This window comes from Xanthomonas sp. 1678 (assembly GCF_031455575.1).
Taxonomy (GTDB): Bacteria; Pseudomonadota; Gammaproteobacteria; order Xanthomonadales; family Xanthomonadaceae; genus Xanthomonas_A.
Map to the genome: position 1 here is coordinate 658508 of NZ_JAVDSZ010000002.1, position 13765 is coordinate 672272.

A 13765-nucleotide genomic window follows, 5' to 3' on the forward strand; every position below is an offset into this window, starting at 1 on the left:
AACCCGACGCCCCGCGCCCGCTGCCAACAGAACCCACATGACGACGCCTACCCGCCGCCAGCTCGCCAACGCGATCCGCTTCCTCGCCGCCGATGCGGTCGAGGCCGCCAAGTCCGGCCATCCCGGCATGCCGATGGGCATGGCCGACATCGCCGAAGTGCTGTGGAACGACTTCCTCAGCCACAACCCGAACAATCCGAAGTGGTTCAACCGCGACCGCTTCGTGCTCTCCAACGGCCACGGTTCGATGCTGCAGTACGCGCTGCTGCACCTGTCCGGCTACGACCTGCCGCTGGACGAGCTCAAGCGCTTCCGCCAGCTGCACAGCAAGACCGCCGGCCACCCCGAGCGCAGCGAGACCCCCGGCGTGGAAACCACCACGGGTCCGCTCGGCCAGGGCTTCGCCAACGCGGTCGGTTTCGCGCTGGCCGAGAAGCTGCTGGCGCAGCGCTATAACCGCCCCGAGCACCAGATCGTCGACCACCGCACCTGGGTGTTCATGGGCGACGGCTGCATGATGGAAGGCATCTCGCACGAAGCCGCCTCGCTTGCCGGCACCTGGGGCCTGGGCAAGCTGGTCGCGTTCTGGGACAACAACCATATCTCCATCGACGGCAACACCGCCGGCTGGTTCAGCGACAACACCCCGGCGCGCTTCGAGGCCTATGGCTGGCACGTGCTGCGCGATGTCGACGGCCAGGACGCCGATGCGATCAAGGCGGCGATCGAGGCCGCGATCGGCGAGAGCGACAAGCCGACCCTGATCTGCTGCCGCACCACCATCGGCTTCGGTGCGCCGAGCAAGGCCGGCAAGGAATCCTCGCACGGCGCGCCGCTGGGCAAGGACGAACTGGAAGGCGCGCGCAAGGCGCTGGGTTGGCCGTACGGCCCGTTCGAGATCCCGCAGGAGATCTATGACGGCTGGCGCGCCGGTGGCGCCGGCACGCTGCGCCAGGCCGAGTGGGAGCAGGCGTTCGACAAGTACGCCAAGCAGTTCCCGGCCGAGGCCGCCGAGCTGACCCGCCGCTCGCACGGCGAGCTGCCGGAGGACTTCATCGCCCAGGCCGATGCCTACATCGCCAAGCAGGCCGCCGAAGCGCAGACCATCGCCTCGCGCAAGGCCTCGCAGATGGCGATCGAGGCGTTCGCGCCGCTGCTGCCGGAACTGGTCGGCGGCTCGGCCGATCTGGCGCATTCCAACCTGACCCTGTGGAAGGCCAGCAAGTCGGTCGCCAGCGACGACCCGAACGCCAACTACGTGTACTACGGCGTGCGCGAGTTCGGCATGACCGCGATCGCGAATGGTCTTGCGCTGCATGGCGGCTTCATCCCGTTCGACGCCACCTTCCTGGTGTTCAGCGACTACGCGCGCAACGGCGTGCGCATGAGCGCGCTGAACCCGGCGCACGCGATCCACGTGTACACCCACGATTCGATCGGCCTGGGCGAGGACGGCCCGACCCACCAGCCGGTGGAACACCTGGCCTCGCTGCGCTACATCCCCAACAACGACGTGTGGCGCCCGTGCGACACGGTCGAGTCGGCGGTGAGCTGGAAGGCCGCGATCACCCGCCAGGACGGCCCGAGCTGCCTGGTGTTCAGCCGCCAGAACCTGCCGTTCCAGGCGCGCAGCGACGCGCAGATCAAGCAGATCGAACGCGGCGGCTACGTGCTGGCCGATGCCGAGGGCGGCGCCCCGGACGTGATCCTGATCGGCACCGGGTCGGAAGTCGGCCTGGCCGTGGAAGCGAAGCAGACGCTGGATGCCGCGGGCCTGAAAACCCGCGTGGTGTCGATGCCGTCGACCGACGTGTTCGACCGCCAGGATGCGGCCTATCGCGAATCGGTGCTGCCGAACGCGGTGCGCAAGCGCGTGGCGGTGGAAGCCGGCGTCACCGGTTTCTGGCGCAAGTACGTGGGCCTGGACGGTGCGGTGGTCGGCATCGACACGTTCGGCGCCTCGGCACCGGCCGACGAGTTGTACACGTACTTCGAGATCACCGCCGAGCACGTGGTCGCGGCGGCGAAGGCGTTGTAAGCGGCGCTGTAGGCATGTGAGCGGAAAGGGCCGGCGCAAGCCGGCCTTTTTCATGTGCGCGTGCCTGCGCCGCCGCGTAGTTAAGTGAACCACCTGTAGGAGCGGCTTCAGCCGCGACGGGTTTTACCGAGAGTGCCTGTCGCGGCTGAAGCCGCTCCTACAAGGGCGTTGTCGATGCGATCGGACCGATGCGCCAGACAGCGCATGGCGGTAAGCGCGTGACGCGCTTTCAGCTGCGCCTGCGCGGCTTGCCGCGCGTCGGCTTCTTTCCGATCGCGGCGCTGGAGGTGTGCTGTGCCGCCAGCGCGCCGCCATCGCGCAGTTGCTGCAGCCACGACAGCGCATCGACGTAGGCCAGGAAGTGCTGCAGATAGCCCGGCGACAGCGTGCGCATCAGCGCCAGCGAGCGGTGCACCAGCACGCCGGAATTCAGCGGGCCGGCATCGGACGGCGCCTGCTGCAGCGATTGCCGCAGCTGGCTGCGGCTGCGCAATTCGGTCCATAGCCGGCGCGCGTCGTCGAGTGCGGGCAATGACGCGAACGCCGGTGGCGCGGCGCCGGCGGGCGCGTGCGTCGCGCCGCCAGCGAGCGTATCCAGCAGTTCGCCGAGCGGGCCGCGCGTGGTGGTGGGTGCAGTCTCGGCGCTGGCATGGACATCTGCATGGTCACCGGCACCGGCACCGGCACTGCCATCGGCATCGCCCGCCGCGGCCGGCATCCTGGCCACGTCGGCGGCATAGGTATCGAGCAGCGCGGACAGCTTCTGGTCGAGCAGGCGCCGTGCTTCGCCCTGGTGGGCATCGGCGCGCCGCGCCAGCGCCTCGATGAAGCGCACGCGCAGCGGGTCCAGGCGCCCGCCATGCTGCGCGCGCCATGCCGCGATCCGTTCGCTCGCCGTTGTTGCGTCAGTGCGCATGCGGGATCGGTGCGGACTTGGACAGCTTGGGCAGCGGCGCCATTTCCACGCGCCGGTTGCTGGCGCGTCCGGCTTCGTCGGTGTTCGGGCTCACCGGTTGCTGCGCGCCGAACGCGGCGGCGAACACCGCGTCGGCCGGCACGCCTTCGTCGATCAGCGCGCGGGTCACGGTCAGCGCGCGCTGCGCCGACAGTTCCCAGTTGTCGGCGAACTGGCGGTTGCTGTCGCGGACCTGGCGGTCGTCGGTGAAGCCGCTGACCATCAGGATCTCGCCGCGCGCCTTGAGATAACCGGCCAATGGCGCGGCCAGGCTCTTCAGCACCTCGCGTCCCTCGGGCTGCAACTGGTCGGAATTGAGCGCGAACAGCACGCTGCCGCGGATGCCGATGCGGCCGTCGACCAGGGTCACCCGGCCCGCCGCCAGCGGCGCGGCCAGCGCCTGTTCCAGGGTCTTGCGCTGCCGCGCCTCGGCCTGGCGCTGCCTGACTTCCTCGTCGAGCTTGTTCGACAGCTGCAGTTGCACGCCGATCACGCCGATCAGGATCAGCACGAACGCGCCCAGCAGCACCGACATCAGGTCGCCGAACACCGCCCAGATCGGGGTGCCGGCCTCGGTGTCGAGTTCCAGCCCGTCGCTCATGCCGCTTCGGCCCCGCCGTGGCCATGCTGGCCGGGCATCTGGCGCAGTTCCTCGATGATCTGCTTCTGCGACAGCATGCTCAGGTCGATCACTTCACGCGCCTGCGCCACGTAGTAGGCCAACTGCTCGTCGCTGCGCGCCAGCGACTTGTCCAGCGCCTGTTCGATGCCCTGCAGGCGCTCCAGCAGCGCCGCGTTCGACTGGCCGAACGCCTCCACCGCGCCACCGAACGCATCGCCCAGGCTCGCCACTTCGGTGGCGCCGACCGCGACCTGCGCGGCGACCGATTCGAGCTTGCCGGTCTCGGCCTGGATGTGGTCGGTGAAGCGGGTGCCGACGCGGTCGAGCAGATCCGCCGAGGTGGTGACCAGCGCGTCCACCGCCGTGCGTTGCTCGGTGGACGCGTGGTTCACCGCATCGAGCAGGGTGTGCAGCGTGTCCAGCAGGCGGCTGCGCTCTTCCAGCATGGCGGTGTCGCGGACCATGCTCTCGGAGAGCTTCTGGCGCAGCTCGGCGACGACGTCGGCGGCGGCCTTCGGCGCTTCGGAGGCGGTCTGCACCAGGCGCGAGATCTCGGCGATGGTTTCGCTGGCATGCGCCTGGGTCTGCGCCGCGATCGCGGCTGCGGTGCGTTCGAGCGTGTCGCAGATCTCCTGCTGGCGCTGCGCGCTGTGCGCGCCGTTGCGTTCCCACTCCGCATTCAAGCCGGCGACCATGGTGGCGAACGTGTCCGCCCACGCGGCCAGGCGCGCCTGGTCGCGTGCCTGCAGCGCGTCCTGCAGCTGCGCGTGCGCTTGCTGCATGACCGCGACCAGCGCCGCCGCGCGTTCTTCCAGCGTCGTCGCGGCTTCGCTCAGCGCCTGCGCGTTGCGCTCGGCCAATGCGGCGTTGACCTGCTCCTGGCGCGACAGCGCATCGTTCCAGGCCTGCTTGGCGGCGTCCGCGGTGGCGTCCAGGCGCGCCGAGATCGCGTCCAGCGCCTGTGCGTTGCGCGCCGCCAATTGCGCGTTGATCTCCTCCTGGTGCGACAGCGCGTCGCTCCAGGCCTGCTTCGCGCCGTCGGCGGTGGCGTCCAGGCGCACCGCGATCGCGTCCAGCGCTTGCGCATTGCGCGCCGCCAGGCGGTCGTTGAGGTCTTCCTGGCGCGACAGCGCCTCGTGCCATGCCTGCTTGGCGCCGTCCGCGGTCGCGTCCAGGCGCGCCGACACGGCATCCAGCAGCCCGGCCGAGCGCGTCGCGAAGCTGTCGCCGGCACCCTCCAGCGCGCTGCGCAGATCCTGGACCAGCGCCTCGTTGGTGCCGCGTTGCCCCGCCAGTGCGGCGTCCCAGGTCTGCGCAGCGCGCGCAGCGGCGGTTTCGAAGCCGGACGTCAGGCCGTCCAGCTGCCGCTGCACGGCCTGTTCGACGCGCTCGTGCAGCGTGGCGGTTTCTCGCGCCAGGCCGGCCAGCGTGGCCTGTACCACCGGCTGCAGCGCGGCGCCGAGCGCGCGCGCGTTTTCGGCGACCCCGGCCTGCAGCGACTGCTCCACCGCGCCGGCCAGGCGCGTGTAGGCGGCCTCGGTCCGGGCGTGGAAGGCGTCCTGATGGCTCGCCAGCCGTTCGCCGCTGGCGGCGCCCTGTTGCTCGATGCCCGCCGCCATCGCCTGCAGCCGGTCGATCAGCGCCGGCATCAGCTCGGTCTGCCGTTGCAGCAGCTTGAACGCTTCGCTGCGCTGGAAGGCTTGCGAATGGGTGTGCAGGGTGGTCGCGATCTGCAGGTCGAGCGCTTGCACCGCCTGCGAGCGCTCGCGCCGGCACAGCGCGGCGAGCAGGCCGAGCATCGCCGAACTGGCCACGCCGGCGATCGAGGTGCCGAACGCGAAGCCCAGGCCCTTGACCGGCGCGGCCAGCGAGTCGCGGATGGCCTGCAGGTCGGTCGCGCTTTCCAGCGCCAGGCCGGTGCCGCGCAGCGTCGCCATCATGCCCAGGAAGGTGCCCAGCATGCCCAGCAGGACCAGCAGGCCGACCAGGTACGGGGTCAGCCCCGGCGCCGGCAAGGCGACGCGCTCGCCCTCGATGCGCAGGCGCACCGCGTTGCGCAGGCTCGGATCCAGGCGCGCGAGCCAGCCGCCCAGGTCGGCCTGCGCCGCGTCCGCGTCGGCCACGGCGTGGACGAGCGTGGTGGTGGCTTGCCGGTAGCGGTACAGCTCCAGCGCGCCGGCCACGTAGCAGGCGCCGATCAGCAGCGCGAAGCTGGCGCCCAGGGGGTTGGAGCCGAGGTAGCCCACGCCGATCCAGCACACGGCGGCGAGGCCGGCAAGGAAGACGATGGAATGGAAGATGGTCTTGAACATGTCGTCTCGGTCAGCGGGTGCGAAGTGCTGCGAGCAGCCCTTCGATGGGATGGAAGCGGACGTCCAGCTCGGCGCGCAGCACGCTGCGCATGTCCTGGCGGAACACGTCCAGCCAGGCGCCGGCGCGCGTGGCCTGGGAGGCGGTGTCCGCCGGCTGCGCGTCGGCCGGCGGCGGGTGCCCGGCCTCGCGCAGCCGTTCGAAATGGTGTCCCAGCAGCGTCGGGACCGCGGCCAGCAGGGTCTGCTCGCGCGGGCTCAGGGTCGACTCCATGACCGCGTCCACTTCCGCCAGCCGCGCCATGTCGGCCGACGACCGCGCCAGCGTGTCGCGCAGCTGGCCGCGCAGGCGGCCGGTGGCGGTCAGCATCGCCCGCTGCAGCGACAGGTAGCGCTCGCGGAACGGCGCATAGTCGATCGGCGCGGTCGCGTCGGCGCCATGGCCATGCCCGGCGCCCCGAGCTTTGCCGGCGCCCGTGGCGGGATCGGCGCAGATGGCCTCCTCCAGCGCGCCGCGCACCCGTGCGCATTCGTGCTCGTCGGTGCTCTCGAAGGGCGCATCGTCGTCGATGGCGGCCAGCTTACCGTCCAGCGCCCTGGACACGGCGACGGCGCGTGTCCAGTCGATCCATTGGCCGAGGCGGTCGGCCAGTGCGGGGCTGGACGGCGCCATGTCGGCGTCGCTGAGACGTGCGAGGAGGCGAATGAACGCCGGGCCCGGGACAGGCGGCCGTGGAGGAGCTTTCGCCATGCTTCTGCGCAAAGCGCGCAATTTTACACGCGAATGACATTCCGGGCCGGGCGGACCTTCGAAGCGATGCCGGAAACCAGGCCGCGGGTTCGCTGCGGTTCAAGCGCTCGCCGCGTCGCCGACGCCAGCCAGGCACCGTGGTGCCTGCCGCTCGGCGCTGGTTGGCGGCCTGCCGGGCCTGCGTGGCTTGCTCGGAGAAGGCAGCCCAGCCGCGCACGGTGCGAACGCCAGCCGGGGCCGGCCTGGACCTGAACCGACTCGGATTCGATGCTTCCGGGTCCGGCTGGCCGCAAAGTAAAGCGGGCCAAGATGCGGCGGGCCGCCACGGGGCGTCTTCGGGCGGCCATCGGCTACAACTGCTGCTCCCCACGCAGCAACGGATACGGATTGAGCGATTCGCCCTTCCACCACTGCTTTTCCGGGCCGAGCCGGTGGATCTCGAAATGCAGGTGCGGCGCGCCAGGGGCGGCATTGCCGGTGCTGCCGACATAGCCGATCACCTGGCCGCGGCGGATCGCCTGCTTCTCCGCCAGCCCGTCCGCATAGCGCTGCAGGTGCGCGTAGTAGTAGGCGTAGCGGCCGCTGGGTTCGAACTGGTACACGGTCAGCCCGCCGCGCTCGCTGTCGAACAGTTTTTCCACTCTGCCGTCGGCGACCGCCAGCACCGGCGTGCCGGCCGGCGCCAGGATGTCGATCGCGTCGTGGCGGCGGCCCTGGCTGCGGGCGTCGGTGAAGGTGTCCTGCAACTGGTCGCCGGTCACGCCCTGTACCGGGATCAGCAGACCGGCGGATCCGCTGGCCGGCGCCGCTGCGCTCGCTGGCGCCGCAACCGGCCGAGCCTGCGCGGTGTCCGCGACGGACGGAGGCGATGGTGCAGTCGCCACAGGTTGTGCCTGCGCCGCTGCCGGCCCGGCAGCGGGGGATGCCTCTGGCGTGGCGGGCGCCGCGCTGTCGGCCGATGGCACGGGGCTGGGACGGACCTGCACCACGCCGCCGCGCAGGCTCAAGTACCCCAGTGCCGCCGCGACCAGCAATGCCAGGATCGGAACGCTACGCATGCGCTCAGTCCTGCATGGTGACCGGCACCGACGCGTTCACCGCGGCGGCGACGGTCAGCGCATCCCAATTGGTCAGGCGGACGCAGCCGTGCGATTGCGCCTTGCCGACCCGTGCCGGATCGGGCGTGCCGTGCAGGCCGTAGTGGTCCTTGGACAGGTCGATCCACACCTCGCCAACCGGGTTGTTCGGGCCTGCCGCCAGCGTCGCCTTCTTGTCCGACTTGTCGGCGTCCCAGAACAACTTGGGGTTGTAGTGGAAGGTCGGCTGCCGCACCACGCCCTTGATCTTCCACTCGCCGATCGGCAGCGGATCGTGCTCGCTGCCGGTGGAGGCGGGGAACTGGGCCAGGATCGCGCCGTTGGCGTCGAGCAGGCGCACGGTGGAGTCGGATTTGTCGACCAGCAGCTTGGCCGCCTTGGGCAGCGCGGCGGTGCCGAGCACGTTCGGCACCTGCACGCTGGCGCCGGCCTGGGCGAAGTCGATCGACGGGTTCAGCGCCCGCAGCAGCGCAGGCGCGGCGTGGAAGCGCTCGCCCAGGCGCTCTTCCACCGACTCATAGCCCAGCGCCGGCAACGTGGCCTTCTCCGCGGTGTCCTCAGGGATCTTGGGGAACGGACCGGCGACGTCCTCGGCGGTGAGCGTGTAGGCGACCAGCGCCGGCGCGGTGTCCTGCGCCAGCGCCTGCCAGGTGGCGTCGTCGAGTTCGCCGCTTGCGTTCAGGCCGCGGGCGGCCTGGAACCCGGAGACGGCGCGGCGCTGGTTGGAACCGGCCTGGCCGTCGATCTCGCCCGGCGAGAAGTGCGCGCGGTCCAGCAGCACCTGCGCACGCAGCAGCGAGCGCTCGCCGCTGTCCGGCGCCGGTGCGGTGGCGGCCTTGGCGGGCGGTTGCGCCGCCGCACTGTCGATCGTGCTCGCGAACAGGACGGCAAGGCAGGCGAGTGGAAGCGATAGACGGGACATCGGCGACTCCAGCAGGAATTCCGTCCACCATGCCTACGCGCTGCGGCTAGCCCGCGTGAAATGGCTGGCTCCCCGCTGACCGGAGCGCAGCGAGGCTGCCGGGACCGCGCTCCTGCAGCGTATCGCGAGCGTCCATCGGGGTATCGCGGAGCGTCCCATCGGCAAGATGCGGCAGCGAGCCGCGAGCCGCGAGCCGCGGGCCGCGAGCGGCGAGCGGCGACGCCGGGTCGGGCATCGCCTCGGGTTCCGCTCGTGTCTGCATCGCCGGCGGCGATGCCTCTCCCTGCGGTGGCCTGCGCCGGCAGCGTTACCGACACGGCGGCCAGTGCATGTCCTTCCCTCGTATCGCCGCGCGCGCCATCCCAATCGCACCGACAGGCTCGGGCAGTGCGACATGCTGCCGTGGCGGGATACTGGTGTTTCAGCCCGCCGCGGTCTGCCGCAGGGCGTAGGCGAGCAGCCGCGCCTGCACGCGTTCGCCCAGGCTGCGCGGCGCATCCAGGGCCATGCGCTGCAGGCACGCCGGATCGGCGGCGGTGCGCGACAGCAGCGCGCGCGCCACGGTCGCGAGCTTCGCGCCGGTGCCGGCGGTGTTGCGTTTCAGCCACGCCAGTGCGCGCAGCAGGCGCTGCTCGATCTCGGTGAAGTCGCTGCCCAGCGGATAGTCGGGCAGGGTGCCGTCGGCGCGGAACGGAGCCAGCGCGGCACGCACCCGCTCGGCGCGGTTGCGCTGCCATTGCCGCGGCGCGACGAAATCCACGGCGAGCTTGCGCGCTTGCCTGGCCTGCTGCAGCAGTGCCGGCTGGAACGCCACGTCGGCCAGGCCGGTCATCGCCACGGCGCAGTCCTCGTCGGTCATGCCGCGCAGGTCGGCGATGCCGTATTCGTTGAGGTAGATGTCGCGCAGATGGCGCGGGATCGTGGTGTGGCCGTAGTTCCAGCGCAGGTTGGACTGTAGCGCGGGCGCCTCGCCGCGGGTGGCGCGGAACATCAGCACGCTGCGCGCGTCGTCCAGCGCATGCGCCATCGCCACGAAGTTGTACTGGCCGCCCACGCCGGACACCACGCGGCCGTCGTCCAGCGCATCGGACACCGCCGCGCCCAGCGCGGTGGCCATCATGCACGAGTTGAAGAAGCGCGCCTCGCGCCGTTGCGCGCGGCGCAGCGCCTCGCCGCCGTACAGCTGGTTGATCTCGCTGATCCGCCGCATGCCGATCGCGGCGCATGCCTCCGGCGCCATGTCGCGCAGCCAGGCGTAGAACTCGGGCGAGCCGAGGTAGAACGCGCCCTGCAGGTATTCGCCATCGCGCTGCAGCCGCGCCTGGTCGTCGGCACTGGCGCTGCCGTCGGCCACGCGCTGCATCAGCGCGGCATCGTCGAGTACCTTGCGCCGGATCACGCCGCACTGGACCAGTTGCCGGAAGCCTTCGTTGAGCATTTCGCTGCAGCCGAACAGGCCGATCGAGAACGGTGCCAGTCCGCCGCATTCCTGCACCGCCGGGTGCGTTTCCAGTTCCGGATCCAGCGCCGCCAGCACCTGCCGATAGCGCGCGTTGTCGGTATGCCGCAGCACCAGCGCGTGGCACAGCGCGTCGGCCAGTGTGCCGATGCCGATCTGCAGCGTGCCGCCATCGCGCACCAGCGTGCTCGCGTACAGGCCGATGGCGTAGTCGGCATCGGCCACCGGTTGCCGCGGCAGCCCGAACAGGCGCGGATACGGACCCGGCGGCGTCGCCACCACGTCGAAGAATGACGGTTCCACCGCTGCGCTGCCGCCGATCCACGGCAGCTGCGGATCGACTTCGGCGACCAGCAGCGGCCGCGGCAGGCCGCGCCGGCGCACCGCGTCCAGCGTGTCCTGGGTGATGTCGTTGTTGCATGAGAACGACAGGCGCGTGCCGCCGGGTTCGCGCGCCACCTTCTGCACGATCAGGTTCGGCGCGCGCTGCGCCACCGCGTCGGCGGCATGGGTGTAGTTGAGGCTGGTGTAGCCGCGCTGCGCCTGTGCCGAGTGCAGCAGCGCGCCGGACTGCATGTAGAACTCCTCGACCTGGATGTGCGCCGGCAGCGCATCGCGCTGCAACGCCTGCACGTACTTGAGCGCCGGGAAATCCTCGCCGAAATGGCGCTGCACGAACGGCTGCACGAAGCGGCCTTCCAGTCCGCTGCCGGCCGGCGGTGGGTTCAGCGACAGCGCGGTGTAGAGCTGCATCGGCCGCGCCGGATCGGCGGCGACGCGGTCGTACAGCGCGTTGAGCAGGCGATGCGGCTTGCCGATGCCCAGCGGCGCGCCTATGCGCAGCGTGCCGGGGATGCGCTGCAGGATCAGGTCGGCAACGGCGTCGAGGTCTTGGAGGTGGTCGGTCATCCGCATAGCTTAGGCGAGGGCCAAGGTTCCAGGGTTCGGCAATGTGCGGTGACCGCTTGACAAGCGGTTTGTTTACCCGTGTAATCGATAAAAATTACAGGTGTAAACGGTATGGCGATCAGCGATGCGGAAGCGGTGGTGATGGAGGTGCTGTGGAGCCGGCATCCGCTCGCGGCCGAGGAGGTGTTCGCGGCCCTGTCCGGGCATGGCGGCTGGGCCGAACCCACGGTCAAGACCTTGCTCAACCGGCTGCTCAACAAGGGCGCGATCCGCGCCGACAAACAGGGACGACGCTATCTGTACGCGCCACTGCTGCAGCGCGAACAGTGGGTGCAGCAACAGAGCGAAGGCCTGCTCGAACGCCTGTTCGGCGGCCGCGTCGCGCCGCTGGTGGCGCACTTCAGCGAACGCGGCAAGCTCAGTGATGCCGATATCGCCGAACTCAAACGACTGATCCAGGAGCTGGACGATGAGCGTTGAAACTTTCGTGGCGGGGATGTGGGCGACGGCGCTGGCCGGCAGTGCGGCGATCGTAGCGGTGCTGGCGCTGCGCGCGCCGTTGCGGCGGATGTTCGGCGCCAGCGTCGCCTACACGTTGTGGGCGGTGGTGCCGTTGGCGATGCTCGGCGTGCTGCTGCCTGGCGATGTGCGCCCGGCGCTGCCGACGGCGCTGGCGATGCCGCAGGTCTGGGTCGGGCTGCCGCAGGGAACGGCTGGCGCCGCTGGTGCGATGGCGATCGCGAACGACCATCTCGCGTTGTGGATGGCCGCGCTCTGGCTGCTGGGCGCAGCGACGATGGCTGCCGTCCTGTGGCGACAGCAGCGGCGCTACCGGCGCAGCCTGGGGCGGTTGTCGTCGGGCGCCGATGGCGTGCTGTACGCACAGCATGCGGCACACGGTCCACTGGTGCTCGGCGCCTGGCGGCCGCGCGTGGTGCTGCCGATGGACTTCGCCCTGCGCTATCCGGCCGCACAATCGGAACTGGTGCTGGCGCACGAACGCATGCATATCGCCCGCGGCGACACCCGCTGCAACCTGCTGCTGGCGGCGCTGCGCTGCGTGCACTGGTTCAATCCGTTGCTGTACTGGGCCGCGCCGCGGTTCCGTTTCGACCAGGAGCTGGCCTGCGATGCGGCGGTGCTGGCGCGGCATCCGGCCTCGCGCCGCAGCTACGCCGAAGCGATGCTGCAGACCCAATTGGATGCGATCGCGTTGCCGGTCGGCTGTCATTGGCAGGCCGGGCGGACCTTGCGGCAGCGGATCGGCATGCTGCGACGGCCGGCGGTGAGCGGTTGGCGGCGGCGTGCGGGAATCGCCGTGGTGGCGATGGCGGCGCTGTGCGGCGCCACCGCGGCCTGGGCGTTGCAGCCACCGCCGGCGGTCGCGTTGGCGGGAAGCGGCATCGCGCCTGGGCGGTCGGATGCGCAAGCCCCGGATGCGGGTGTTGTGCTGGCGGGGGATGCGTCTGCAGCGGGCACTGGGCCGACAAGCAGCGGGAAGCGCCTGCCGATGACACTCGCTGCCGCAACCGGCGCCGCGGCGACGGACACGGCCGCCAAGCGCGCAACCACACCTGCCAAGCCCATGACGATGCTGCCGCCGCGCTATCCGCGCGAAGCGCTGCGCGAGGGTGCCTCGGGAAAAGTGATGCTGTTGGTCAGTGTGGATGAAGCCGGTACGGCCAGCGACGTGCGTTTGCTCGGTCGTGGCAGCGGCAACGCGGCATTGGACCAGGCGGCCATCGCGGCCGCCCGGCAGTGGCGCTTCACGCCGGCCCAGGAACACGGGCGTGCGATCCGTGGCAGGCTGAAGATTCCGGTCACGTTCGAGTCCGGGATGCAGCCTATCGCGACGCCTACGGGATTGGCCGATGCGGATGGCTATCGCTGGTATCTGCTGGATGCGGAGACGCGCGATACGGACCAGCGCATGTGCGATGTGGTCAAGTCCGATGGACAAGGGCCGGCTCGGCGCGTGTATTGCGGCGTGACCGTGGCGTCGCAGAGATGAGCGCGCGCCGGATCGGTTCGGCAGGTCTGTTTCTGTGCCTGGCAGCCTGCGCCAACCAGCCGCAGCGCGAGCAGACTCAGCGGCTGGATTCGGTGGACCAGCGCCTGCTTGCGCCACGCGGCGACGGTGCCCCGAGCGGCGCCATCTCGGCCTACGAGATGCAGCCGCAGCAGGTGTTCCGCATGCCGCAGCCGTTGGACGCGGCGACGCCGCAACTGCCTGCCGCATCGCCGCGACGCACGCTGGCGCCGACCACGGTGTGCGTGCGCGTGATCCTGTCCGCACAAGGCGCGGTGCAGCGCAGCGAGCCGTTGCACGATCGCGAGGAATGCGGTGCCGGTGCGCTGGCGGACAACGCCGATCTGCTGCAGGCGGTGCAGCAGGAGGTCGCGCGCTGGCGTTTCGTGCCAGCGGCGATCTGCACCTATGCCGATCCGGCGCAGCGCCCGGCCGTGGAAGGGCACTGCGACGGTGCAGTGTCGGTGGAAGAGGTGCCGGTGACGCTAGCCTATGCGTTCACCTTCGAGGTGCGCGAGGGCAAGGCCAGCGTGCAGACCGGGCGGGTGGGCGGTCGAAGTGCGCGTTGAGTGCGAGGTGCCGAACCGTGAGCGTTGGAAAGTATTCTCTGACGATTGAGGATTGCGGAAGCGATCGGTTAGCTTCTGGCCATCGGTTGCGATAGGCGTCGCCGT

11 protein-coding genes are annotated in these 13765 nt (G+C 70.6%); 4 read left to right on the plus strand and 7 right to left on the minus strand.

Features of this window, described 5'->3' with window-relative positions; genetic code table 11:
* Nucleotides 1-37 precede the first annotated feature (37 nt).
* Nucleotides 38-2038 (plus strand): transketolase, encoded by a 2001-nt coding sequence (gene tkt / locus J2Y70_RS05905; protein ID WP_309914504.1) that lies wholly within the window; start codon nucleotides 38-40, stop codon nucleotides 2036-2038.
* A gap of 229 nt (nucleotides 2039-2267) precedes the next feature.
* Here tkt and J2Y70_RS05910 read toward each other — a convergent pair whose 3' ends face one another.
* The 7 genes from J2Y70_RS05910 to J2Y70_RS05940 form a co-directional block, all read right to left on the minus strand.
* Nucleotides 2268-2954: a DUF2894 domain-containing protein gene (locus J2Y70_RS05910; RefSeq protein ID WP_309914507.1), complete on the minus strand. Its 687-nt coding sequence runs from the start codon at nucleotides 2952-2954 to the stop codon at nucleotides 2268-2270.
* On the minus strand, nucleotides 2944-3594 hold the full coding sequence (locus tag J2Y70_RS05915) for an OmpA family protein (RefSeq protein WP_309914510.1): 651 nt from the start codon (nucleotides 3592-3594) through the stop codon (nucleotides 2944-2946). Before J2Y70_RS05915 ends, J2Y70_RS05910 begins: the two co-directional genes overlap by 11 nt.
* Complete coding sequence (locus J2Y70_RS05920) at nucleotides 3591-5927, minus strand: DUF802 domain-containing protein (protein ID WP_309914512.1); 2337 nt, start codon at nucleotides 5925-5927, stop codon at nucleotides 3591-3593. The genes J2Y70_RS05915 and J2Y70_RS05920 overlap by 4 nt, the downstream gene beginning before the upstream one ends.
* 10 nt (nucleotides 5928-5937) lie before the next feature.
* Complete coding sequence (locus J2Y70_RS05925; RefSeq protein ID WP_309914515.1) at nucleotides 5938-6675, minus strand: DUF3348 domain-containing protein; 738 nt, start codon at nucleotides 6673-6675, stop codon at nucleotides 5938-5940.
* A gap of 350 nt (nucleotides 6676-7025) precedes the next feature.
* The gene (locus J2Y70_RS05930) at nucleotides 7026-7733 is read right to left on the minus strand and encodes a M23 family metallopeptidase (protein WP_309914517.1); all 708 of its coding nucleotides are present in this window, start codon (nucleotides 7731-7733) and stop codon (nucleotides 7026-7028) included.
* 4 nt (nucleotides 7734-7737) lie between these two features.
* A complete protein-coding gene (locus J2Y70_RS05935) occupies nucleotides 7738-8694 on the minus strand; it encodes a L,D-transpeptidase (protein WP_309914520.1) in 957 nt (318 codons plus the stop codon).
* Nucleotides 8695-9115: 421 nt separating this feature from the next.
* Nucleotides 9116-11062 (minus strand): acetyl-CoA hydrolase/transferase C-terminal domain-containing protein, encoded by a 1947-nt coding sequence (locus J2Y70_RS05940; RefSeq protein ID WP_309914523.1) that lies wholly within the window; start codon nucleotides 11060-11062, stop codon nucleotides 9116-9118.
* A gap of 111 nt (nucleotides 11063-11173) precedes the next feature.
* Between J2Y70_RS05940 and J2Y70_RS05945 the strand changes: the two genes are divergently transcribed.
* The 3 genes from J2Y70_RS05945 to J2Y70_RS05955 are packed head-to-tail and all read left to right on the plus strand — an operon-like array spanning nucleotide 11174 to nucleotide 13660.
* A complete protein-coding gene (locus J2Y70_RS05945) occupies nucleotides 11174-11542 on the plus strand; it encodes a BlaI/MecI/CopY family transcriptional regulator (RefSeq protein ID WP_263395551.1) in 369 nt (122 codons plus the stop codon).
* A gap of 16 nt (nucleotides 11543-11558) precedes the next feature.
* The gene (locus J2Y70_RS05950) at nucleotides 11559-13073 is read left to right on the plus strand and encodes a TonB family protein (protein ID WP_309914732.1); all 1515 of its coding nucleotides are present in this window, start codon (nucleotides 11559-11561) and stop codon (nucleotides 13071-13073) included.
* Entirely contained in the window at nucleotides 13070-13660 is a 591-nt protein-coding gene (locus J2Y70_RS05955) for a hypothetical protein (RefSeq protein WP_309914527.1), read from the plus strand. The genes J2Y70_RS05950 and J2Y70_RS05955 overlap by 4 nt, the downstream gene beginning before the upstream one ends.
* Nucleotides 13661-13765 lie beyond the last annotated feature (105 nt).